Genomic DNA, 20,093 nt, shown 5'->3' with positions numbered 1-20,093 from the left:
TCAGGTCGCCTGCACCCGCCAGCCGAGCGAGGCGTCCTCCACAACACCCGGGCCGGCGACGTCGCCGACCTGCAGCTGCAAGCCGCGCGCGTTCGGCAGGTCCTTCTGCTCGGGGAACCAGCGACGATCCGCCGCAACCACGATCAGCAGGCCCTCATCGTCGCCCATTGGCGCGAACTGCGGCGACGGCGGGCTGATCGGTTGCAGGCCGAACCGCAGGCTGGACTGTTCGCGCACAGCGTCGACATCGTGGCTGGGCAGGCCGACTTCGCTCAGGCAGGTCAGTTCGCTGCCGTGGAAGGCGCCCTGACGCGTACTGGCCGGCAAACGGCGGCGGCCGATCAGTTCCAGGATCAGGCCGTCAGGACCAGTGAAGTACACCGACTGCGACTGCCAGCTGCTTTCCAGCGCGAAGTAGTCCAGTCCCGCCGGATTGCGCTGCAGTGGCGTGCGTTCACGCAACCAGGTCATCGCCTCGCCGAAGCGGTTGTCCGCGACGTTGAAGGCCAGGTGCACGCCACCGACCGGATGATCAGCCGCCGGCTGCAGTTCGATCGTGCTCCAGCCGATGTGCACATGATTTCCGACCACGCGCTGCTGCAGCACATCGTGGAAATACGCGGCGACGGTGGTGACGTCGGACACTGGCAGGGTGAGGTGAAGCAGGCGCATGGCCGATCCTCCGTGGATGCGCCCACTGTAGCGCCGGGCCATGCCCGGCGGCCACTACCGCAGTGCTTCGGCGAAGAATCGCACCGCGGCATCCACTGCCTGCGCGTGGGTGTCCGCCTTCGGAACCGAACTGCTGCAGAGCTCGGGCAGCCTCTGCACACCAACCGCTGTACAGGCCGCCAGGAAGTCGTAGTGACCGACATCCGGCAGACGCTGCAGCACAGCGCCCGGAATCAGTGTCTGTGCAGCCTCGCCATTGCTCTGCGGTGGCGCAACCGTGTCAGCCTCGCCCAGCACGATCGACACTGGCTGCCTCAGCGAGGACAGCTGCTCGGGCGCGAACGCCTGCACGATCGCGGGTGCCAGCAGGAATGCCGCACGCACGCCGGGGATCGCGCGCGAGTCGTTGGCGTGGGAGATCCAGGGAGACATCGCGGGTGAGCCCGCAGCGGCAACACGCGCGTCCATCGTGTGCGTGGCGGTTTCCTGTTGTGGCCGGCAGACGCCGTCATCCGGGTGCGCGCGGCAGAAGGCCAGCAGCCGCTGCAGGTCGGGGCGTGCACCGGCGGCCAGCAGCGCGGTGTAGCCTCCGGCCGAGAACCCGGCCACACCCAGTCGCTCAGGGTCGACATGCGGACCCAGCAGCGGATCGGCCTGTACTGCAGCGAGTGCCGAGCGCAGGTCATCCGCACGCAACCAGCTCAGTACGCTGCCGGGCAGGGTCATCTCGTCCACGCCGTTGTTGCCGGGATGATCGACCGCGATTACCAGATACCCGGCGCGCGCCAATGCCGTGCCCAACCAGCCCATCATGCGCGCGCTGCCGCCGTTGCCGTGGGAGAGCAGCAGGGTCGGCAGGCGCTTGCCCGCGATCGGGGCATCCGTGGCTGAGCGGCCGACGTCGAACAGCGGCGCATCGGGCGGACCGATGGTCAGGGCGGTTTCCGTGCTGCCAGCGGGCGCGGGATACCAGACCGTGTAGAGCAGGGCGTCGCGATGCTGCGCATCGCGAACCGCGGCGCTGGCCACTGTGGTGGTGCCGTGGCGTTCGCCTGCCTTCCAAGGCTCGCCAGCGCTGGCGGCCCCCGCGGAGGCCATCAGCATCATTCCCATCACAGTGGCTGTCATGCGCATCCTCAACTCCTTGTCAGCGTGGGCGTTCGTCCACCGGCAGCCAGATTTCCACGCCGCCGTTGCCGCTGTGCTCATCGAAACGCATGTCGTAGCGTTCCAGATCGGGGGCATCGGCCAGGCTGAGCCCGGAGCCGGGCAGGTAGTGATCCAGCAGCCAGAACCAGGTCGAGCGGATGGTCGAGATGTGCCCCCCGTGCCAGGCCACCAGGTAGCGGCGCGGCGGAATGTCCACGCGTTGCCAGTGCGCAGGTACGCTCGGCACCGCGCTGGCCGGCAGTGCGGCGATGTAGTCGAAGCCGCCATCGTCATCACTGTTGCAGCACACGCCGAAGCTGATCGGTGCCGGCGTCGGCCATTCCCGGTTGAGCTGCGCCCACTGTCCGGGTATCGCACCGCCGCTGTCGCGGGTATGCCGCATGCCGATACCCGCGACCTGGAAGGCAGGGGTATCGAGCAGGCGCGGCGCTTCACCGCAGGCAGTCGGCGCATCGTCCACGCGGATCGCCTGCACCAGCGCCAGCCCATCGGTGCCTTGTTCGCGTACCCGCTCCGGGGTCTGCCCGAACTGTTCGCTGAAGGCGCGGGTGAACGCGGCATGGGTGGTGTAGCCCGCGCCCAGTGCCACCTGCAGGATGTCGCCCGCCCCGTTGGCCAGCCGCTGCGCGGCAGCGGTCAGGCGCCGTCCCCGCAGATAACGCACCACCGAGGTGCCGGTGCGGGCCTGGAACAGGCGCGACAGATGGAACGGCGACAGCCCCGCCGCAGCGGCAATATCGGCCAGTGCCAACGGCTGGTCCGCATGGGTTTCGATGTACCACAACGCCTTGCCTGCCGCGCTCATCCTTCCGTTCCCCGAATCCAATGCCGGCACAGTAGCGGATCGGCAGGCAGCGCGTTTAGCAGTTCTTGCGCTCAAGCGGCATCAAGCTGTCGCACTGACGTCATGGCTCCTTCACAGATCGCGCCGAGACTGCGCGCCTTGTCCACGCCTGTTGTGTCCGAGCGGGTGCTGGCCCTGTCGCGTCCTCCCGGAGCCCTGCCGTGCATCGTTCGAAGCTTTCGCGTTCCATCCTCCTCGCCCTTTCCATGGCCAGCGCAGGCGGCGCGATCGCAGCGGAGGCCGATGCGGTCGATGCCCCGGCGGGCAGCCGTGCGGCGCCCACCCAGCTCGACGCGATGCTGGTCACCGGCACCCGCGCCTCCAACCGCACCCAGTTCGAAACGTTGGCGCCGGTGGACGTGTTCACCAAGGAAGACATCAAGTCCGTTGAATCCACCGACCTGAAGGACGTGCTGGCGCAGCTGGTGCCGTCGTTCGTGGTGCAGCGCCTGCCGATGGCGGACGGTCAGGTGTTCGTGCGCCCGGCCACGCTGCGTGGCCTGTCGCCGGATCAGACCTTGGTGCTGGTCAACGGTCGTCGCTTCCACCGCAGCGCGCTGCTCGGCAACCGTGGCGCGCAGGCGGCCGATCTGGCACAGATTCCGACCAGTGCGATCAAGCGCATCGAAGTGCTGCGCGATGGTGCGTCGGCGCAGTACGGCTCGGACGCCATCGCCGGCGTCATCAACATCATTCTCGAGGATGGCCCCGGTACCGAGATCACCGCCGGCTACTCGCAGTACGCAAAGGGCGATGGCGCCTCGCGCGACTTCAGTGCACGCACCGGCTGGTCGCTGGGCGACTACGGCAGCCTGGTGCTGTTCGCCGAATCGTCCAACTCCGACGCCACCTCGCGCACCCGCCAACGCCCCGATGCCATTGCCTTCCAGGCCGCGCATCCGGATCTGGACGTGCCCAACCCGGTACAGCGCTGGGGCCAGCCGGAACTGGAAAGCCGCCGTGTCGGCTTCAACGTGAAAGCCAATGCCAATGACACGCTGGAGCTGTATGCGTTCGGCCTGTACAGCCACAGCGATGGCGTCAGCGATTTCAACTGGCGCAATCCGGACACCACCACCGGTGCCTACCGCACCACGGCGATCTTCCCCGGCTGGAACCTGCGTTCGATCTATCCGGTGGGCTTCAGCCCGCAGTACGGCAACGTCCAGAACGACCTGCAACTGGTCGGTGGCCTGCGTGGCGAGATCACCCCGAAGCTGCGCTGGGATGTCAGCGCCTCGTATGGCCGCAACGCCATCGACTACAGCCTGAAGAACTCCATCAACGCCTCGCTCGGCCCGGCCAGCCCGACCGCGTTCGATCTCGGCCGCCTGACCCAGACCGAGAAGAACGCCAACGCCGACTTCAACTACGAGTGGGATGTGGCTGCGCTGTCCAAGCCGATCAACGTCGCCTTCGGTGGTGAGTTTCGCCAGGAGACCTACCAGGTGCGCGCGGGTGATCCGGCTTCGTACGCGGTGGGGCCGGGCGCAGCGGCGGGCCTGGAAGCCAACTCCAACGGCGCGCCGGGCTTCTCGGCCAGCCAGGCCGGGCAGTGGAGCCAGCGCAGCAAGGCCGCCTACGTGGATATGGAAGTGCCAGTGGGTGAGCGTTGGAGCATCGGTGCAGCCAGCCGCTACGAGGACTTCTCCAGCTTTGGCAGCACGCTGGACGGCAAGCTCTCGGCGCGTTTCGCGATTACCCCGGACGTAGCCCTGCGCGGTACGGTGTCCACTGGCTTCCGTGCACCGACCCCGGCGCAGCTCAACACCACCAGCACCACCCAGGGCCTGGATACGCGCACGCTGCAGATCTTCACCAGTGGTCGTCTGTCGCCGAACGATCCGCTGGCGCAGCTGCTCGGTGCCAGGCCGCTGAAGCCGGAGGAATCGCGTACCGCGTCGCTGGGCCTGACCTGGCGCACCGACCTGGGCCTGTCCGGCTCGGTGGATGTCTACCAGATCAAGCTCACCGACCGCTTCAGCCAGTCGGCCAGCTTCGCCATTCCGGCTGGTACTCCCAATCCGCTGGGCTATACCTCGGTGAACTACTTCACCAATGACTTCGATACCACCACCACCGGCGTGGACGTGGTCGGCAACTACCTGCGCGACCTCGGCGCGGGTCGCATGACGCTGACCCTGGCCTACAACTACAACCGCACCCGCGTGGACAACGGCAGCACCTCGGTGGCCACCAACGAGACCCAGCGCGTGCTGTTTGAAGACCGCCTGCCCGAGCACAAGGGCAGCCTGACCGGCAGCTGGGATGTCGGCGCCTGGTCGCTGATGGCGCGCATGCGCTACTACGGTGCCTGGACCGACGCCAGCGGCAATGCGGTGGGCGATATCTACCAGCGCTTCGGCGCGATGAGCTTCCTCGACCTGGCCGTGGGCTATCGCATCAACGAGCACCACAGCCTGCGCGTGGGGGCCGACAACGTGCTGGACCGCTATCCGGATGAGGCGGTGTTCCAGGCCAGCCGCGGCCTGGTCTACTCGCGGAACGCGCCGTACGACACCGATGGTGCCAACCTGTACGCGCAGTACCGGTTGAGCTTCTGATGGACCGCACGCGCCGCTCCCTGCTGCGTGCCGGCACCCTGCTGCCCGCCGCAGCCGCACTGTCTTCACTGCCCGCCATGGCTGCCACGCGTTACGCTGCGCCCATGCAGATTCCCGCAACGACCGTGGCGCCGGACGTGCTGGCCCGCGATGAAGGCTATTGGGCCTCCGTGGCCAGTCACTTCGATATCACCGATGAAGTGAACCACCTGGAGAACGGCTACTGGGGCGCGATGGGCCGCGAGACGCTGGCGAGCTACCAGCGCCACACCGCTGAAGTGAACCGTGGCAACGCCTGGTACGGCCGTCGTGAGTTCCCGGCGCAGTACATGGCGGTGCAGCGGCAGGTGGCCGAGCTGCTGGGCGTGGGTGCCGACGAGATTGCACTGACCCGCGGCGCCACCGAGGCGATGCTGGCCCTGATTGGCGGCTACAACCGTCTGCAGCCCGGCGACCAGGTGCTCTACGCCGACATCGACTACGACAGCATGATCGGCGCGATGCGCTGGCTGCAGCAGCGTCGCGGCGTGCAGGTCGAGCGTATCGCGCTGCCGGCCGTGCCCGACCACGCGCAGATCCTGCAGGCCTACGAGGCCGCATTCGCGCGGCTGCCACGCCTGAAGCTGGTGCTGCTGACCCAGGTCAGCCATCGCCATGGGCTGGTGCTGCCGGTGGCGGAGATCGCCGAACGCGCGCGAGCGCGCGGTATCGATGTGATCGTCGATGCCGCGCATGGGTTTGGCCAGATCGACTACGCGGTGCCGCAGCTGAAGGCCGATTTCGTCGGCATCAACCTGCACAAGTGGATCGGTGCGCCGGTGGGCGTCGGTGCGATGTACGTGCGCAAGGGGCGTGTGGCCGACCTGGATCCCTACATGGGTGAAGCCGACGATGGCCGCGTGGGCAGCCGCGTGCATACCGGTACGGTCAACTTCGCCGCCTACCTGGCACTGCCGGAGGCGATTGCCCTGCATCAGCGCATCGGCGTGGCCAACAAGCAGGCGCGCCTGCGCTACCTGCGTGAGCGCTGGACCTTGCCGGCGCGGCAGATGGCGCACATCGAAGTGCTGTCTTCGCCGGACCCGGCGTTGGCCAGCGCATTGGCCAGCTTCCGCCTGCGCGGGCGTACCAGCGTGGCCGACAACATCGCGCTGCAGAAGCGGCTGCTGGATGAGCATCGCGTGTTCACCACCCATCGCGACGGGTTGGAGTCTGGCGCGTGTGTGCGGGTGACGCCGTCGGTGTTCACCCGGCCGGAGCAGATGGATGCGTTGGTGCAGGCGCTGGACGCCCTGGCCTGACCCTGCTTTGGTGGGTGCCAACCTTGGTTGGCACATTCCGTCCGTGCCGGGGAATCTTCCGCCGGGCATGGCCCGGCGCTACCGATCCTCCCCCAGCCTGGTGGGTGCCGACCGTTGGCCGGCACATTCCATCCACGCATGGCGTGCACGGGCATTGCCAACCAAGGTTGGCATCTACCGAAGCGGGTCCCGTAGATCCACGCCATGCGTGGATGCTCTCCACCTACCGCTCGATCGCCGGCAACGCATCCGACAACAACAACCGATCAATCCGCCGCAGCGCACTTTCCAGCTGCCGACGGTCCGCCGCCAGCCCCAGCGACAACCGCACCCCGTTCTGATGCTGTACCCCCGGCGGGCAGAACGCCGATGACGGTGCAATCGCCAGCCCCTGCAGTTGCGCGGTGCGCACCAGCGTGGCATCGGTCCACGGCGCCGGCACGCGGCACCAGGCATGCAGGCCTTCAGCCCGCTGCAGCAGCGATGGCGCCAGCAGGTAGCGGGCCATGCGCATGCGCTCGCGCGCCTCGGTGCGCACCTGCGCCAGCAGTGACTGTGCCGAACCATCCAGCAGCAGCTGGCTGGCCAACGCCGATACCAGCGGATGGCCCATCAACCGCGTTGCCCGCAGTGCGGCCGTCATCGCCTCGGCATGCGCGGCGCTCGGGCAACGCACGAAGGCGGTGCGCAGGCCCGGGCTGATCACCTTCGACAGCGTCGCCACGTAGAACACATGACGCGGTGTCAGTGTTGCCAACGGTAGCGGCGCATCTTCGGCCAGATGCCAGTACGGATCGTCTTCGATCGCCAGCAGGCCTTCGCTTTCCAGCACACGCGCCAGCGCTTCGCGCCGATGCAGCGGCAGGGTCAGTGCGGTCGGGTTCTGGCAGGTGGGATTGAGATAGACCAACCGCGCGCCGCTTTCGCGTGACAGCCGGGCCAGTGCATCGGGGCACATGCCGTGTTCGTCGCTGTCCACCGGCAGCAGGCGCCGGCCCAGTGCGGCAGCGGCCTGCAGCAGGCCCGGATAGACCAGCGCATCGCAGAGGATCGCGTCGTTGTCGCGTCCCTGGCTGACCAGGATCGACGCCAGCGCCACCTGCGCGCCTTCGGTCAGCAGCAGGCAGTCGTCATCCACGGCGCCCAGCATCGGCTGCAGCCAACGCGCCGCAGCATGGCGATCAGTGGGGTTGCCGCCACCCAGGTGATACGTCATCAGGTTCGGCGCGTTGCTGCGTGCAAGCACGGCGGCGGCACCACGGCGCAGCGTCTCTGCCAGCGCGTCGGCGTCGGGCACCGGCGGCACGTTCATGCTCAGGTCCACCACTTGGTCGAAGCCAGCCTTGGGCGGTGCGATGAAACTGCCCTGTGGACCGCGCGCCTCGATCAGGCCGCGCTTGCGCGCTTCATCGAAGGCCCGCGTCACCGTGGTCAGGTCGATACCGAGCTGCTGCGCCAACGCGCGCTGCGAAGGCAGGCGCTGTCCCGGTGCGAGACCACCGCGGCGCACCGTGCGTTCCAGCGAGTTGACGATGCGCAGGTAGATCGGCCCGCTGTGCGCGAGTACGTCCTGCACCCATTCGCGGGCTGCGACATCCGGTCGCGGCATGTACGGAGCATGTCGGGGCGTATCGTTGCTTCCAACGGCGGGAGCCTGTCCATAACCATCGGTCGGTTCGGACAGGTGACCGCCGTTGTTGTTTGCGGGGGCCACACCGGCCAGCGTCAGTGATGTCATTGCGCGTCCTCAGCGCTTGGCCTGCCAGGGGCAGTAGCAGCCCACGGCAAGCAGTCCTTTCGGGCGCACGGTCTCGCCGCGCACCAGTCTGTCCAGCAGCGGTTCGACGAAGCTGTTGGCCGAGTTGCAGACCATGCCGATGCTGTACGGGCCGGCGTACGCCAGGTGGCCGTGCCGGTCCCAGATGGCCACGGCGGGGCTGGCCGGGATGTGTTCGATGCCGTCGATGGTCGGCAGGTTGATCACCTTGTTGCGCAGTGGCTCGGGCAGCTCGCCCTGCGTACCCGGGCGGCGGATGGCATAGAAGTCGATGCCGGCGCGGCGGTACATGCTGATCAGGTAGCTCAGGTGCGCACCGGTCTCGCGGTTGCACACGCCGCAGGCCGGGTCCCAGAAATGCACCACGCGGATGCTGCCGGTATCACCGGCCAGATCGGCCGGCAGGCGCAGCTGCGAATCGTCGAAGACGATGGCCTGTTCGGTGAAGGTGGACTGCGCGCTGTAGCCGAAGTACTGCCACAACGCAGCTGCCACGCCGGCCATGAACAGGCAGGCGAGGGCGATCATCGTCGGCAGCAGCCAGCGGCGACGCGGCGCGGCTGCGCCCATCAGGAATCTTCCCGGCCGAACTTGTGCACGTACTGCTTGCGCATCTCGCGGCAGGAATCGGCCTGCGCGCGGCGCTGGATCTCGCTACGCGACGGATCCTCGCTGCGCTGCACGCACTGCTCGATGGCGTGGCGTTCGGCGGCCTGCACATCCACGGTCTGCGGCTGCAGGCAGACCCAGGCCAGCGCGGCCAGCATCAACACCACAAAGCCACCGCACCCGGCCATCACCAGGTGGAATTTCATTTTCTCGGCGCGCATCGATGCACGTCCCTTCATCCATACATTGCATACAAAATATCATCTTGTATGGATAAAGCGCCATGCGCCCCGTTCAGACGATGGCGTTGTGGCGTGCCTCGGGGGCCTCGGACAGGATCTCGTTCAGCTTGGCCAGCGCCCCGGCCAGCGCGCCCTGGTCGACCGCGCCGCCCAACGACAGGCGGATCGCGTTGCCCGGTGGCGGTTCTTCCACGCTGAAGGCATCGGAGCTGGCAATGCCCAGCCCCTGCTCCTGTGCGGCCTGGATCAACCGGTACTGGTCGAGCCGCGGCGGCAGCGGCAGCCACACATGCAGGCCGGCCGGATGCGCCTGGGCGCGGGCCGGCAGGTAACGGGCGGCAATGGCCTGGCGCTCGCGCAGTTCCTGCTGGAAGCGCTGCACCATGTCCTGGGCCTGGCCGCTGCGGATCCACTGCGAGGCCACCGCTACCATCGACTGGGTCGGCATCAGTGCGATCGCGCGCAGCGCATCCAGCACCGGTTCCATCGGCTCGCCGGCCGGCACCACCAGGTAGGCGGTGCGCAGGCCCGGGGCCAGGCACTTGGACAGGGTGGAGATGTAATAGACCGGGCAGTCGGCATCGCGGTGCGCGGCCAACGGCGGCGCGGCGTCTCCGGCCAGCAACCAGTAGGGATCGTCTTCGATCACGGTCAGGTCGTGGCGCTTGGCGACCGCCAGCAGGGCCTGCCTGCGTTGTGCCGACATCGTCGCTGTGGTCGGGTTCTGGATGGTCGGTACCAGGTACAGCAGGCGCGGGCGGCGTAGCTGGCAGGCCTCCTCCAGTGCGTCGGGCAGCATGCCTTCGGCGTCCATCGCCACTGGCACCACGCCCCGCTGCAGCACGCGCGCGGCGGCCAGCAGGCCCGGGTAGGTCAGCTGCTCGGCGGCAATCAGCTCGCCCGGCTGGGTGCGGGCCAGGATCAGCGCGCACAGTGCGGTCTGCGCACCGGGGCAGATCACCACCTGGTCGGCACCGACCGTCCCCAGCATCGGCGCCAGCCACTGCACCGCGGCGGCGCGATCCTCGCGGGTGCCGGCGCCGACGTGGTAGCTCATCAGTTCGCCCTGGCCCAGCTGCTGGCCCACGTGCTGGAAACCGGCCTCCATGCCCTGTGCGAACGGCGCGCTGCCCAGCAGCGGCGGGATGTTCATGCTCAGGTCCACCGAGGTGCTGCGGTTGCCGGCCGACAGCGCGATGAAGGTACCGCCAGCGCCTTGGGCGTCGAGCAGGCCGGCCTGGCGCAGCTCGGCGAAGGCACGGGTGACCGTGGTCAGGTCCACGCCCACCTGCTGGGCCAGGTCGCGCTGCGGCGGCAGGCGGTCGCCCGGGCGCAGCACGCCGTCATCCACCGCCTCGCGCACCTGCTGGGCAATCTGCAGGTACAGCGGGCCGGCGCCCTCGCGGAAGGGGCGAACCCAGGTGCGATTGGGGTGTTTCAGGCGGCGGCCGGCGGCAGGTGGCGTCATCGGTCAGTTTTTTCCATACGTACAGATGCACAAGTCCATACAATGATGTATCTTGTATGGGCTTGATTGGAGTGGTTCGCCTGCTTGTAGGCGACCTCGTACCCACAGTGTAGCCGCTCCACGCCCGGGCGCTGCGCGCAGGCGAGCCGGTCAAGCGCGCTTCTTCAACAGGGTTGACCTCCAATGAATATCTGCTGGAACCGCATCCGCCTGGCGCTGATCGCCCTGGCCTGCGTCGGCCTGTCGGGCTGTGACTGGGTGCTGCTGGATTCGAAGGGCATGGTCGGGCTCGCCCAGCGCGACCTGATCCTGATCTGCATCGGCCTGATGCTGATCGTGGTGATACCGGCCATCGTGCTGACCTTCGTGTTCGCCTGGCGCTACCGCGCCGGCAATACCAAAGCCAAATACATGCCTGACTGGTCGCACTCCACCAAGGTGGAGATCGTGGTCTGGGGCGTGCCGCTGATCATCATCGCGGTGCTGGCGGTGATCGTGTGGAAGTCCACCCACGAGCTGGACCCCTACAAGCCGCTGGACGTGGCCGGTGAGCCGCTGCATGTGGACGTGATCGCCACCGACTGGAAGTGGGTGTTCGTGTATCCGGACCTCGGCATCGCCACGGTCAACCAGCTCAACTTCCCGGTCGACCGCCCGCTGGCGTTCAACATCACCTCCAACTCGACGATGAACACCTTCTTCATCCCGCAGCTGGGTGGGCAGATCTACGCGATGGCCGGCATGCGCACGCAGCTGCACCTGATCGCCAACGAGCCTGGCCAGTTCCGTGGCATGTCCGGCAACTACAGCGGGCATGGCTTCTCGAACATGAAGTTCATTGCCACCGCCAGCAGCAACGAAGAGTTCGAGCGCTGGGTGGCCGAGGTACGCAGCGCGCCGGACTCCCTCAGCTTCACGCAGTTCAAGGCGCTGGCCGCGCCGTCGAAGAACGCACCGGTGCAGCACTTCTCCAGTGTTGAACCACTGCTGTTCAAGAAGGTCATCGACCAGTTCATCGGCGTTGGTGAGAACACCGCTGCTGCTACCCCGGCGGGCGCTGCCGGTGGTGCCCAGGTTTCCCAGGAGTAACGAACATGTTGGGTAAATTGACGTGGGAGGCCGTGCCGCTGCACGAGCCGATCGTCGTGGTCACATTGGCGGCCATGGTGCTGGGTGGCCTCGCGCTGCTTGGCGCGGTGACGTACTTCAAGCTGTGGGGCCCGCTGTGGCGTGACTGGTTCACCACCGTGGACCACAAGAAGATCGGCATCATGTACGTGGTGGTAGCGCTGGTCATGCTGGTGCGTGGCTTTGCCGATGCGCTGATGATGCGCGCGCAGCTGGCCGCGGCTGGCCCGGGCAGTGACGGCTTCCTGCCACCTGAGCACTACGACCAGATCTTCACCGCGCACGGCGTGATCATGATCTTCTTCGTGGCCACCCCGTTCGTGGTCGGCCTGATGAACATCATCGTGCCGCTGCAGATCGGCGCGCGCGACATGGCGTTCCCGTTCCTCAACGCCTTCAGCTTCTGGATCTTCGTCGTCGGCGCCGCGTTGATGATGATCTCGCTGGGCGTTGGCGAATTCGCCATGACCGGCTGGGTGGCCTATCCGCCGCTGTCGGGCATCGAGTTCAGTCCAGGCGTGGGCGTGGACTACTACATCTGGGCATTGCAGGCTTCGGGCATCGGCACCTTGCTGACCGGCGTCAACCTGTTCATCACCATCCTGCGCATGCGTGCGCCGGGCATGACCCTGATGAAGATGCCGGTGTTCACCTGGACCGTGCTGGTCACCAGCGTGATCATCATCGCCGCCTTCCCGATCCTGACCGTGGCGCTGGGTGCGCTCACCCTGGACCGCTACCTGGACTTCAACTTCTACACCAACACGTTGGGTGGCAACCCGATGATGTACGTGAACCTGGTGTGGGCCTGGGGCCACCCGGAGGTGTACATCCTGGTGCTGCCGGCATTTGGCATCTTCTCTGAAGTGACTGCCACGTTCGCGCGCAAGAAGCTGTTCGGCTACAAGTCGATGGTGGGCGCCACCCTGGCGATCGGCATCCTGTCGTTCATCGTCTGGCTGCACCACTTCTTCACCATGGGCTCCGGTGCCAGCGTCAATGCCTTCTTCGGCATCATGACGATGATCATCGCCATTCCCACCGGCGTGAAGATCTTCACCTGGCTGTTCACCATGTACGGCGGCCGCGTTGAGTTCAGCGTGCCGATGCTGTGGACCATCGCCTTCCTGGTCACCTTCACCATCGGTGGCATGACCGGCGTGCTGCTGGCCATTCCGGGCGCGGACTTCCTGCTGCACAACAGCCTGTTCCTGGTCGCGCACTTCCATAACACCATCATCGGCGGTGCGCTGTTCGGCTACCTGGCCGGCTTCGCCTACTGGTTCCCGAAGGTGTTCGGCTTCACCCTCAACGAGCGCCTCGGCAAGTGGTCGTTCGCCTGCTGGGTGATCGGCTTCTACCTGGCCTTCATGCCGCTGTACATGCTCGGCTTCATGGGCATGACCCGCCGCATGAACCAGTACGACAACCCGGCGTGGACGCCGTACCTGATCGCCGCCTTCATCGGTGCACTGTTCGTGTTCGCGGGCATCATCCTGATGCTGGTGCAGATCTACGTGAGCGTGCGTGACCGCAAGCGCAACCTGGACCTGACCGGCGACCCGTGGAACGCACGCACGCTGGAATGGGCCACGCCGTCGCCGCCGCCGTTCTACAACTTCGCCGTGGTGCCCAAGGCCGATGAGCTGGATGCCTTCCACGAAGCGAAGAAGCGCGGCCTGCCGCCGCCGCCGAAGAAATACGCGCCGATCCACATGCCGAAGAACACCGGCGTGCCGCTGATCCTCAACATCTGGATCCTGGTGCTGTGCTTCGCCCTGGTCTGGCACATCTGGTGGATGGCCGCAGCCAGCTTCATCGCGATGATCGTGACCCTGATCGTGCGGTCCTATGACGAGGACGTGGACTACTACGTCAGTTCCGAAGAGGTGGCGCGCACCGAAGCGGCCAACCTGGCCAAGCTGAAGGAGGTACGCGCATGAACCTGTTGACCCGCCCCGAGCTGGCCAGCGACACGCAGGCGCACGAGGACCACCACGAACACGACCATGGCCACGAACAGGGCGGCATGAAGGTGTTCGGCATGTGGGTCTACCTCATGTCCGACCTGGTGCTGTTCGGTTCGCTGTTCGCCTCGTACGCGGTGCTCAGCACCGCCTACGCCGGCGGCCCCACCGGCAAGGAGCTGTTCTCGCTGCCGTTCGTGATGGCCGAGACCTTCCTGCTGCTGGTCTCCAGCATCACCTACGGCCAGGCCGTGCTGGCGATGCATCGCCACGATACCTCGGCAGTGCTGCGCTGGCTGGGCGTGACCTTCGTGCTCGGTGCCTCGTTCATCGGCATGGAGATCTACGAGTTCTCGCACCTGATCCACGAAGGCGCAGGCCCCAGCACCAGTGCCTACCTGTCGGCGTTCTTCGCGCTGGTCGCCACTCACGGCCTGCACGTGGCCAGCGGCCTGATCTGGATGGCGGTGGTCATGCACCAGGTCTACCGCCGCGGCCTGACCCCGACCAACATCACCCGCGTGTCGTGCCTGAGCCTGTTCTGGCACTTCCTGGACCTGGTGTGGATCTGCGTCTTCACCTTCGTCTACCTGATCGGAGCCTTCTGACATGGCCCACGTCGAAACCTCGCGCGCCGGCAATGCGCACGGCTCCACCAAGTCCTACCTGATCGGCTTCGTGCTGTGCGCGCTGCTGACCGTGGTGCCGTTCGCGCTGGTGATGAACCCGGTGCTGTCGCGGCCGCTCACGCTGTTCCTGCTGGTCGGCTTCGCGGTGGCGCAGATCCTGGTACAGCTGGTCTATTTCCTGCACATGGACCGCAAGTCCGAAGGTGGCTGGAACCTGGCCAGCTTCGTGTTCACCCTGGTGATCCTGTTCATCGTCGTCGCACTGTCGGTCTGGATCATCTGGAGCATGCACTACCACATGATGATCAACTGACCGTGGCTGGGGTGATCGGCATGGACCGCGCGATCACCCCGGCACCTCCGTCCTCTTTCCCCCAAGGGCAGGCCTGACCGAGACCCCGCCCGCGTATGCGTTGGTGGTACCCGTGAAGCGTCCTGCTGCTGTTGCCCGCTGGTTGTTCTCCCCCCGTTTCCGCCTGCCACTGCTGGCAGGACTGGCCGTCGGCCTGCTGGCCGGCTGCAGTGCGCAGTCGCGCATGGACTTCTACTCGAAAGACATCGCCTGCGAAGAGCTCGGCCAGCAGTGGTCGATGCCCGACAGCCACGGCACCGTGCGTGGCCCGAAGGACCTGCAGGGGCAGGTGACCTATCTGTTCTTCGGCTTCACCAGCTGCCCGGACGTGTGCCCGACCACCATGGTCGAGCTCAGCCAGGTCAAGCACCTGATGGGCAAGGATGCCGACCAGTTGCAGGTAGTGTTCGTCAGTGTCGATCCCGCACGCGACACGCCCGAAGTCGCCCGCACCTATGTGGAAGCGTTCGACCCCAAGGCGATCGCACTGGTCGGCAACGAAGCACAACTGGCCGCGATGGCCAGCGACTTCAAGGCGTTCTACGAAAAGGAACCCGGTCAGATACCGGAGACCTACACCATGAGCCACATCGCCGGCGGCTACGTGTTTGATCGCCAAGGCCGTCTGCGCCTGTTCGCGCCCTATGGCATGCCGGTGGACAAGCTGTTCTCGGACGTGCAGCGCCTGCTGCTGGAGCCTGGCCATCCGGCCGCCGGCAACGGCCCGCTGGCCAGCTGCCACCTCAAGCAAAGCGACACGCTCGCCGCCCGGTAGGTGTCGAGCTTGGTCGACACGCGGTGAATGAATCTGGTGGATGCCGACCGTTGGTCGGCACACCCCCCACACACCAATCCCCCGGCCGGCCAGGAGAGCCAACCGGCCGGGGGCACCACTCAACGCCTTACTTGGTTTCTTCCCACTGCACCACGTCCGGCTCGGCCGCCTTGATGCCGGCGGTCGACAGCAGCTTGGTGGTCGCATCCAGTGCCGCGTTCACCGACGGATACTCCACAATCGCGCGGCCCGAGGCCTTGGATACCTTCACCACGGTGCCGCCGGTGGCGGTGGCCGCACGCTGCGCCGAAGCCGCATCGGTGAAGAACACCTTGACCCGCGAGGTCGCCACGACCGGTGCGCCATCGTTGGAGACAGCGGCCGCAAACTTGCTGGCACCGGCATCCGCACGTGCGGCCACACCGGTAGACGCATCCGTGGACCGCTTGCTGCGGGTGCCGACGGCCGCCGCGCTGGCATCAGCCCCGGTGGTGATCCGGAACTGACCGCCGCTGGCCTGCTGCACGGTTGCCGACGGCGCCAGCTGGAAGCGCGAGCCGCCCACATTGAACGAACGGCCAGTGGCCTCCGCCTTCAACTGCTGCGTGTCTACGGTCGACAAGGTCTTCGCCGGAGGTGTCTGGCCCGAGCTCTGTGCCCAGGCGGTGGTGGTCATCGCCGCGAGGGCGAGGGTGCTCAACAGAATGGTCGTCTTCATCATCAGTGCCCCAGAACGCGGATCTTGAAGAATTCGAGGTTGCCACGCGATGCAGCGTTCGCGGCCTGCCCCAGGTCGGTGACTTCCAGCGTCCAGGTGCCCGTGGCGTTCTCATCCAGGAAGGCATTGCTGGACAGCAGGTCCCAGTTGGTGAAGTTGCGCTGGACACCATTGAGGCCAGAGCCGATCGCGGTGAATGCCGGCTGCACCACGCTGCGGGTGCCACTGGGCGAGATCAGCACGAACTGCAGCTGGCGGGTGTTGCTGTGGTTGACGCGGAAGCCGAGCTGCACGCTCTCGATGTTGCGCGCACCGTTGGCGAGCTGGAAGGTCAGGCGCGCCGCGGCCGCCGAGGTATTGCCGATGGCCACGGTACGCGTCGTGTTGCGCCAGCCACTATCCACCAGTGTACCCAGCGGCTGGAAGTCCTCTGCGACCTGTACCGCGCGTGCCGCATTGACCACACCGAAACCGTACCAGTTGCTGTAGGCACGGCCGGCGGCATTCACCGTCCAGCCCGGCACCAGCACGCGGCCGTCGGAGTGGGTCACCGCTGCCCGGTTCGGATCGGTGCGGGTGGCGGTGGTGGCCAGGATGTACTTCACATCGCGGTAGGACAGGTTCGGGTTGGTCTCCAGCAGCAGTGCCGCCACGCCCGACACCATCGGCGTGGCCGCCGAAGTTCCGTTCATCTTGCCTGTGTAGTTGCAGGTGCTGTCGATGGCAGACTGGTCGCCGTCCAAGGTGTTGCGCAGGCTCGTGTTCTTGTTGCTGCCCTGCGCGCAGCCGGTGACATCGGTGGTGAGGATGGCCGGATCGTAGCGTATCGCCAGCTGCCCCGGCACGACCTGCCGCTGCCAACCATTCTCACCGCCGAAGCCGGACACCCACAGCGCCGAGCCGGTGGACGAGTAGGACGAGCGCACGCCATCGGCGCGCACGGCGGCAACGGTGATCACGTTGAACAGGTTGTTACGCGGGTCGCGGCCGGCCGGAATGCAACCCGTGTTGCGGTTCTTGGTGTCTGCCGAGCAGATGTCGGTGCCATCCGAGCGTGCGCCGTTGTTGTGGTTGTTGCCGGCGGCCTTCACGTAGATGCCACCGCGGCCGCCACGGGTGCCGGACATGGCCTGCTCATAGGCGGCGATGTCGTTCTGGCTGTAGGCCAGCGGCAGGTTGGGGTTGCCCGGGCTGGAGCCCCAGCTGTTGTTGAAGACCCCCACGTCGGCCACTTCGGCGCCGTCCCACCACGAGTACTCGATGTTGGAATTCGAATTGCCCTGGGCATTGGACGCCAGGAAGTTGAAGCCCTTCAGGGTGGCCGCCGAGGCCACGCCGCGCACGCCCAGGTTGTTGGCACCTACTGCACCTGCGATGCCGCCGACCATGGTGCCGTGATTGTCGCGGTCGGGATTGGACGGTGAAGGGTTGTTGCTCTGGTTGGCGAAGTTCTTGCCCGCGACCGCCGCAACGTTGGCGGCCAGGTCCGGGTGTGCGATCTGCAGGCCGTCATCGACGATGGCGATGGTGACGCCCTGGCCACGGATGCCATTGCGGAACAGGCCATCCACGTTCAGATCGTTGCCAGCCACCGGCAGGGTATCGCCCAGTACGGCCTGTCCGGTGTTGAGCAGATGCCACTGACGCCCGGCCAGCGGATCGGCCTGCTGGGCCTGGGCGGTGACGGCCAGGCTGCCCAGCACCAGGGCAGTGGCAAGGGCCAGGCGCGCGGAGCGCGGTGGCGCGGAGCGTTGCGTGTGTCGCTTCATACACGAATCCTTCTGTTGTGAATCGGCATGGCAGGACGGCGGGGCGGAACTGCCCCATCGCAACGAGCCAAACGCGACACAACGAACAACCCCCTACCTCTTCACACTCCCAATCTGCAGATGTGCCGATTGCGTCACAAACGCTTATGCCGTGGGGTAATGACGACTGCAGCGGCCCGCATCTGGTAGGTGCCCACCTTGGTTGGCACGCGTATCGACGCATGGCGTGGATCTACCCGGCATCATCGCGCCCCCTCACATCCGGCTGTGCTACTACAGCCCGTGCACCCTTCCGCATCGGAGCACGATGATGGTCAACCCTCTGGCCCAGGCCCATCGCGGCCTCGGCACCACGCTGTTCAGCCTGTTGAACCCGATACCCTTCGGCTTCTTCGTCGGCGCGCTGATCTTCGACGCGATCTATCTCAACAGCGCCGAGGTGATGTGGGGCAAGGCCGCTGCCTGGCTGATCACCTTCGGTCTGCTGATCGCCATCATTCCGCGCCTGATCAACCTGTTCGCGGTCTGGCGCCGCAACGGCACCGCCACCCGCATCGACCGCATCGACTTCTTCCTCAACCTGGTCGCGGTGGTGCTGGCCATCTGGAACGCCTTCGTGCACAGCCGCGATGCCTATGCCGTCGCGGTGCCGGGCACGATCCTGTCGGCGCTGACCGTGGCCCTGATCGCACTGGGCCTGATCTTGCTGTCACTGCAGCCGCCGGTGCTGCAGGGAGGTCGTCATGGCTAAGCACATCCTGCCCACCGTGGGCGCCCTGGCGCTGGCCGTGATGCTGTCGGCCTGCGCGGGCAAGGCCGAGTACCACCCCACCGACCAATCCGGTGCGAAGCCACCACTGCCGACACCGAAGAACTTCCTGATGCCGCCGATGCAGGTGCCGCGCGGAGTGGGTTGGGCCGAGGGCCAGTCACCCACGGTGGCCGAAGGCCTGAAGATCGAACGCATCGCCGCCAACCTGCAGCATCCGCGGCGATTGTTGACGCTGCCCAATGGCGATGTGCTGGTGGTGGAAGGCAACGGCCCCGGCGAAGAACCGGTCACCACGCCCAAGCAGTGGATCGCCGGCAAGGTCAAGGCGCGCTCGGGCAAGGCCGGCAAGGGCGGCAACCGGGTCACCCTGCTGCGCCGCACGCCGGGAACGAACACCTGGACCCAGCACGTCTATATCGAAGGCCTGCATTCGCCCTTCGGCATCCAGCTGATCGGCGACACGCTGTACGTGGCCAACACCGGCAACATCGTGCAGTACCACTACGTGCCGGGTGAAACCCGCATGTCCGACAAGGGCCGCGAGTTCACCGACCTGCCCAGCACCATCAACCACCACTGGACCAAGGAACTGCTGGCCAGCCGCGATGGCAGCAAGCTGTACGTGGGCGTGGGCTCCAACAGCAACATCACCGAGAACGGCCTGGCCGTCGAGTACCGCCGCGCGGTGGTGCTGGAAGTGGACGTCGCCACCCGTGGCAACCGCCGCATCTTTGCGTCGGGCATCCGCAACCCGACCGGACTGGACTGGGAGCCGAGCACCGGGAAGCTGTGGGCGGTGGCAAACGAACGCGACGAGATCGGTGCCGACCTGGTGCCTGATTACCTCACCTCGGTGAAGGAAGATGGCTTCTACGGCTGGCCCTACAGCTACTACGGCCAGCACGTGGACGAGCGCGTGCAGCCGCAGCGGCCGGACCTGGTGGCGAAAGCCATCACGCCGGACTACGCCATCGGCTCGCACGTGGCACCGCTGGGCCTGCTGTTCTACACCGGCCAGGCACTGCCGGCGCAGTACCACGGCGGCGCCTTCATCGGCGAACACGGCAGCTGGGATCGTTCGCCGCTGAGCGGCTACGAAGTGGTCTACGTACCGTTCAAGGACGGTAAGCCGACCGGGCGGCCGCAGACCGTGGTCAGTGGTTTCGCCTCGAAGGACGAGAAGACGCTGATGGGCGCGCCAGTGGGCATGGCCATGGATGCCGAGGGTGCATTGCTGGTCGCCGATGACGTGGGCGACGTGGTGTGGCGGGTGTCAGCCAAGTAGTTCTGTAGCGTCGAGCCACGCTCGACTGCGTTGGATCTGGCCCTTGTAGAG

At 66.5% G+C, this 20,093-nt stretch carries 18 protein-coding genes; 9 read left to right on the top strand and 9 right to left on the bottom strand.

The annotated features are described in order from the left end of the window. Genes ACZK4Z_RS21225 through ACZK4Z_RS21215 form a run of 3 tightly spaced genes read right to left on the bottom strand, consistent with a single transcriptional unit; the run spans position 1 to position 2,647 of the window. Positions 1 to 672, bottom strand: coding sequence for a VOC family protein (locus ACZK4Z_RS21225; RefSeq protein WP_125895555.1), 672 nt, complete (start codon positions 670 to 672; stop codon positions 1 to 3). Between the two features lie 54 nt (positions 673 to 726). Then, the gene (locus tag ACZK4Z_RS21220; RefSeq protein ID WP_478451063.1) at positions 727 to 1,806 is read right to left on the bottom strand and encodes an alpha/beta hydrolase family protein; all 1,080 of its coding nucleotides are present in this window, start codon (positions 1,804 to 1,806) and stop codon (positions 727 to 729) included. A 13-nt stretch (positions 1,807 to 1,819) separates the two neighbouring features. After that, positions 1,820 to 2,647: an AraC family transcriptional regulator gene (locus ACZK4Z_RS21215; protein ID WP_125895553.1), complete on the bottom strand. Its 828-nt coding sequence runs from the start codon at positions 2,645 to 2,647 to the stop codon at positions 1,820 to 1,822. 200 nt (positions 2,648 to 2,847) lie between these two features. Between ACZK4Z_RS21215 and ACZK4Z_RS21210 the strand changes: the two genes are divergently transcribed. Beyond that, positions 2,848 to 5,250 (top strand): TonB-dependent receptor plug domain-containing protein, encoded by a 2,403-nt coding sequence (locus tag ACZK4Z_RS21210; RefSeq protein ID WP_478451061.1) that lies wholly within the window; start codon positions 2,848 to 2,850, stop codon positions 5,248 to 5,250. Continuing rightward, positions 5,250 to 6,551: an aminotransferase class V-fold PLP-dependent enzyme gene (locus tag ACZK4Z_RS21205; protein ID WP_125895551.1), complete on the top strand. Its 1,302-nt coding sequence runs from the start codon at positions 5,250 to 5,252 to the stop codon at positions 6,549 to 6,551. Before ACZK4Z_RS21210 ends, ACZK4Z_RS21205 begins: the two co-directional genes overlap by 1 nt. A 223-nt stretch (positions 6,552 to 6,774) precedes the next feature. On the opposite strand, the gene ACZK4Z_RS21200 is transcribed toward ACZK4Z_RS21205, so the two are convergent. The 4 genes from ACZK4Z_RS21200 to ACZK4Z_RS21185 are packed head-to-tail and all read right to left on the bottom strand — an operon-like array spanning position 6,775 to position 10,647. Continuing rightward, entirely contained in the window at positions 6,775 to 8,289 is a 1,515-nt protein-coding gene (locus ACZK4Z_RS21200) for an aminotransferase-like domain-containing protein (protein ID WP_125895550.1), read from the bottom strand. 9 nt (positions 8,290 to 8,298) lie between these two features. Continuing rightward, complete coding sequence (locus tag ACZK4Z_RS21195) at positions 8,299 to 8,898, bottom strand: DUF6436 domain-containing protein (protein ID WP_125895549.1); 600 nt, start codon at positions 8,896 to 8,898, stop codon at positions 8,299 to 8,301. Then, positions 8,898 to 9,176, bottom strand: coding sequence for a hypothetical protein (locus tag ACZK4Z_RS21190; RefSeq protein ID WP_253144116.1), 279 nt, complete (start codon positions 9,174 to 9,176; stop codon positions 8,898 to 8,900). The genes ACZK4Z_RS21195 and ACZK4Z_RS21190 overlap by 1 nt, the downstream gene beginning before the upstream one ends. A gap of 55 nt (positions 9,177 to 9,231) precedes the next feature. Beyond that, a complete protein-coding gene (locus ACZK4Z_RS21185; protein ID WP_125895548.1) occupies positions 9,232 to 10,647 on the bottom strand; it encodes an aminotransferase-like domain-containing protein in 1,416 nt (471 codons plus the stop codon). A gap of 183 nt (positions 10,648 to 10,830) precedes the next feature. On the opposite strand from ACZK4Z_RS21185, the gene cyoA reads away from it, so the two are divergent. From cyoA to ACZK4Z_RS21160, 5 genes are all read left to right on the top strand, one after another. After that, positions 10,831 to 11,736 carry a ubiquinol oxidase subunit II gene (cyoA, locus tag ACZK4Z_RS21180; RefSeq protein WP_125895547.1) on the top strand — a complete coding sequence of 302 codons (906 nt, stop codon included), beginning with the start codon at positions 10,831 to 10,833 and terminating at the stop codon, positions 11,734 to 11,736. Between the two features lie 5 nt (positions 11,737 to 11,741). Next, on the top strand, positions 11,742 to 13,718 hold the full coding sequence (gene cyoB, locus ACZK4Z_RS21175) for a cytochrome o ubiquinol oxidase subunit I (RefSeq protein ID WP_006474876.1): 1,977 nt from the start codon (positions 11,742 to 11,744) through the stop codon (positions 13,716 to 13,718). After that, on the top strand, positions 13,715 to 14,350 hold the full coding sequence (cyoC, locus tag ACZK4Z_RS21170; RefSeq protein WP_005414759.1) for a cytochrome o ubiquinol oxidase subunit III: 636 nt from the start codon (positions 13,715 to 13,717) through the stop codon (positions 14,348 to 14,350). The genes cyoB and cyoC overlap by 4 nt, the downstream gene beginning before the upstream one ends. Position 14,351: 1 nt before the next feature. Next, positions 14,352 to 14,684, top strand: a complete 333-nt coding sequence (cyoD, locus tag ACZK4Z_RS21165; protein WP_006399830.1) for a cytochrome o ubiquinol oxidase subunit IV — start codon at positions 14,352 to 14,354, stop codon at positions 14,682 to 14,684. 142 nt (positions 14,685 to 14,826) lie between these two features. Next, complete coding sequence (locus ACZK4Z_RS21160; protein ID WP_125895561.1) at positions 14,827 to 15,498, top strand: SCO family protein; 672 nt, start codon at positions 14,827 to 14,829, stop codon at positions 15,496 to 15,498. A gap of 127 nt (positions 15,499 to 15,625) precedes the next feature. Here the strand turns inward: ACZK4Z_RS21160 and ACZK4Z_RS21155 are convergent, their stop codons facing one another. Both ACZK4Z_RS21155 and ACZK4Z_RS21150 read right to left on the bottom strand, forming a co-directional pair. Then, positions 15,626 to 16,219, bottom strand: a complete 594-nt coding sequence (locus tag ACZK4Z_RS21155) for a S8 family serine peptidase (RefSeq protein WP_006399785.1) — start codon at positions 16,217 to 16,219, stop codon at positions 15,626 to 15,628. Then, on the bottom strand, positions 16,219 to 17,985 hold the full coding sequence (locus ACZK4Z_RS21150) for a S8 family serine peptidase (protein WP_125895546.1): 1,767 nt from the start codon (positions 17,983 to 17,985) through the stop codon (positions 16,219 to 16,221). Before ACZK4Z_RS21150 ends, ACZK4Z_RS21155 begins: the two co-directional genes overlap by 1 nt. A gap of 310 nt (positions 17,986 to 18,295) precedes the next feature. Between ACZK4Z_RS21150 and ACZK4Z_RS21145 the strand changes: the two genes are divergently transcribed. Together ACZK4Z_RS21145 and ACZK4Z_RS21140 are read left to right on the top strand one after the other, a co-directional pair. Then, positions 18,296 to 18,736 carry a DUF2231 domain-containing protein gene (locus tag ACZK4Z_RS21145; protein ID WP_049400823.1) on the top strand — a complete coding sequence of 147 codons (441 nt, stop codon included), beginning with the start codon at positions 18,296 to 18,298 and terminating at the stop codon, positions 18,734 to 18,736. Further along, positions 18,729 to 20,042, top strand: coding sequence for a PQQ-dependent sugar dehydrogenase (locus tag ACZK4Z_RS21140; RefSeq protein ID WP_478451059.1), 1,314 nt, complete (start codon positions 18,729 to 18,731; stop codon positions 20,040 to 20,042). Before ACZK4Z_RS21145 ends, ACZK4Z_RS21140 begins: the two co-directional genes overlap by 8 nt. The last annotated feature ends 51 nt before the right edge of the window (positions 20,043 to 20,093 follow it).

The organism is Stenotrophomonas sp. 71799_Sma (assembly GCF_056482505.1).
Note: the sequence above shows the minus strand (reverse complement) of the source record. Positions and strands in the feature narration are given on the sequence as shown.

Excerpts from the sequence above, each read along its gene's own strand:
- ACZK4Z_RS21225 (WP_125895555.1), bottom strand. The coding sequence starts at position 672 with ATGCGCCTGCTTCACCTCACCCTGCCAGTGTCCGACGTCACCACCGTC.
- ACZK4Z_RS21220 (WP_478451063.1), bottom strand. The coding sequence starts at position 1,806 with ATGCGCATGACAGCCACTGTGATGGGAATGATGCTGATGGCCTCCGCG.
- ACZK4Z_RS21215 (WP_125895553.1), bottom strand. The coding sequence starts at position 2,647 with ATGAGCGCGGCAGGCAAGGCGTTGTGGTACATCGAAACCCATGCGGAC.
- ACZK4Z_RS21205 (WP_125895551.1), top strand. The coding sequence starts at position 5,250 with ATGGACCGCACGCGCCGCTCCCTGCTGCGTGCCGGCACCCTGCTGCCC.
- ACZK4Z_RS21200 (WP_125895550.1), bottom strand. The coding sequence starts at position 8,289 with ATGACATCACTGACGCTGGCCGGTGTGGCCCCCGCAAACAACAACGGC.
- ACZK4Z_RS21195 (WP_125895549.1), bottom strand. The coding sequence starts at position 8,898 with ATGGGCGCAGCCGCGCCGCGTCGCCGCTGGCTGCTGCCGACGATGATC.
- ACZK4Z_RS21190 (WP_253144116.1), bottom strand. The coding sequence starts at position 9,176 with ATGAAGGGACGTGCATCGATGCGCGCCGAGAAAATGAAATTCCACCTG.
- ACZK4Z_RS21185 (WP_125895548.1), bottom strand. The coding sequence starts at position 10,647 with ATGACGCCACCTGCCGCCGGCCGCCGCCTGAAACACCCCAATCGCACC.
- cyoA (WP_125895547.1), top strand. The coding sequence starts at position 10,831 with ATGAATATCTGCTGGAACCGCATCCGCCTGGCGCTGATCGCCCTGGCC.
- cyoB (WP_006474876.1), top strand. The coding sequence starts at position 11,742 with ATGTTGGGTAAATTGACGTGGGAGGCCGTGCCGCTGCACGAGCCGATC.
- cyoC (WP_005414759.1), top strand. The coding sequence starts at position 13,715 with ATGAACCTGTTGACCCGCCCCGAGCTGGCCAGCGACACGCAGGCGCAC.
- cyoD (WP_006399830.1), top strand. The coding sequence starts at position 14,352 with ATGGCCCACGTCGAAACCTCGCGCGCCGGCAATGCGCACGGCTCCACC.
- ACZK4Z_RS21155 (WP_006399785.1), bottom strand. The coding sequence starts at position 16,219 with ATGATGAAGACGACCATTCTGTTGAGCACCCTCGCCCTCGCGGCGATG.
- ACZK4Z_RS21150 (WP_125895546.1), bottom strand. The coding sequence starts at position 17,985 with ATGAAGCGACACACGCAACGCTCCGCGCCACCGCGCTCCGCGCGCCTG.
- ACZK4Z_RS21145 (WP_049400823.1), top strand. The coding sequence starts at position 18,296 with ATGGTCAACCCTCTGGCCCAGGCCCATCGCGGCCTCGGCACCACGCTG.
- ACZK4Z_RS21140 (WP_478451059.1), top strand. The coding sequence starts at position 18,729 with ATGGCTAAGCACATCCTGCCCACCGTGGGCGCCCTGGCGCTGGCCGTG.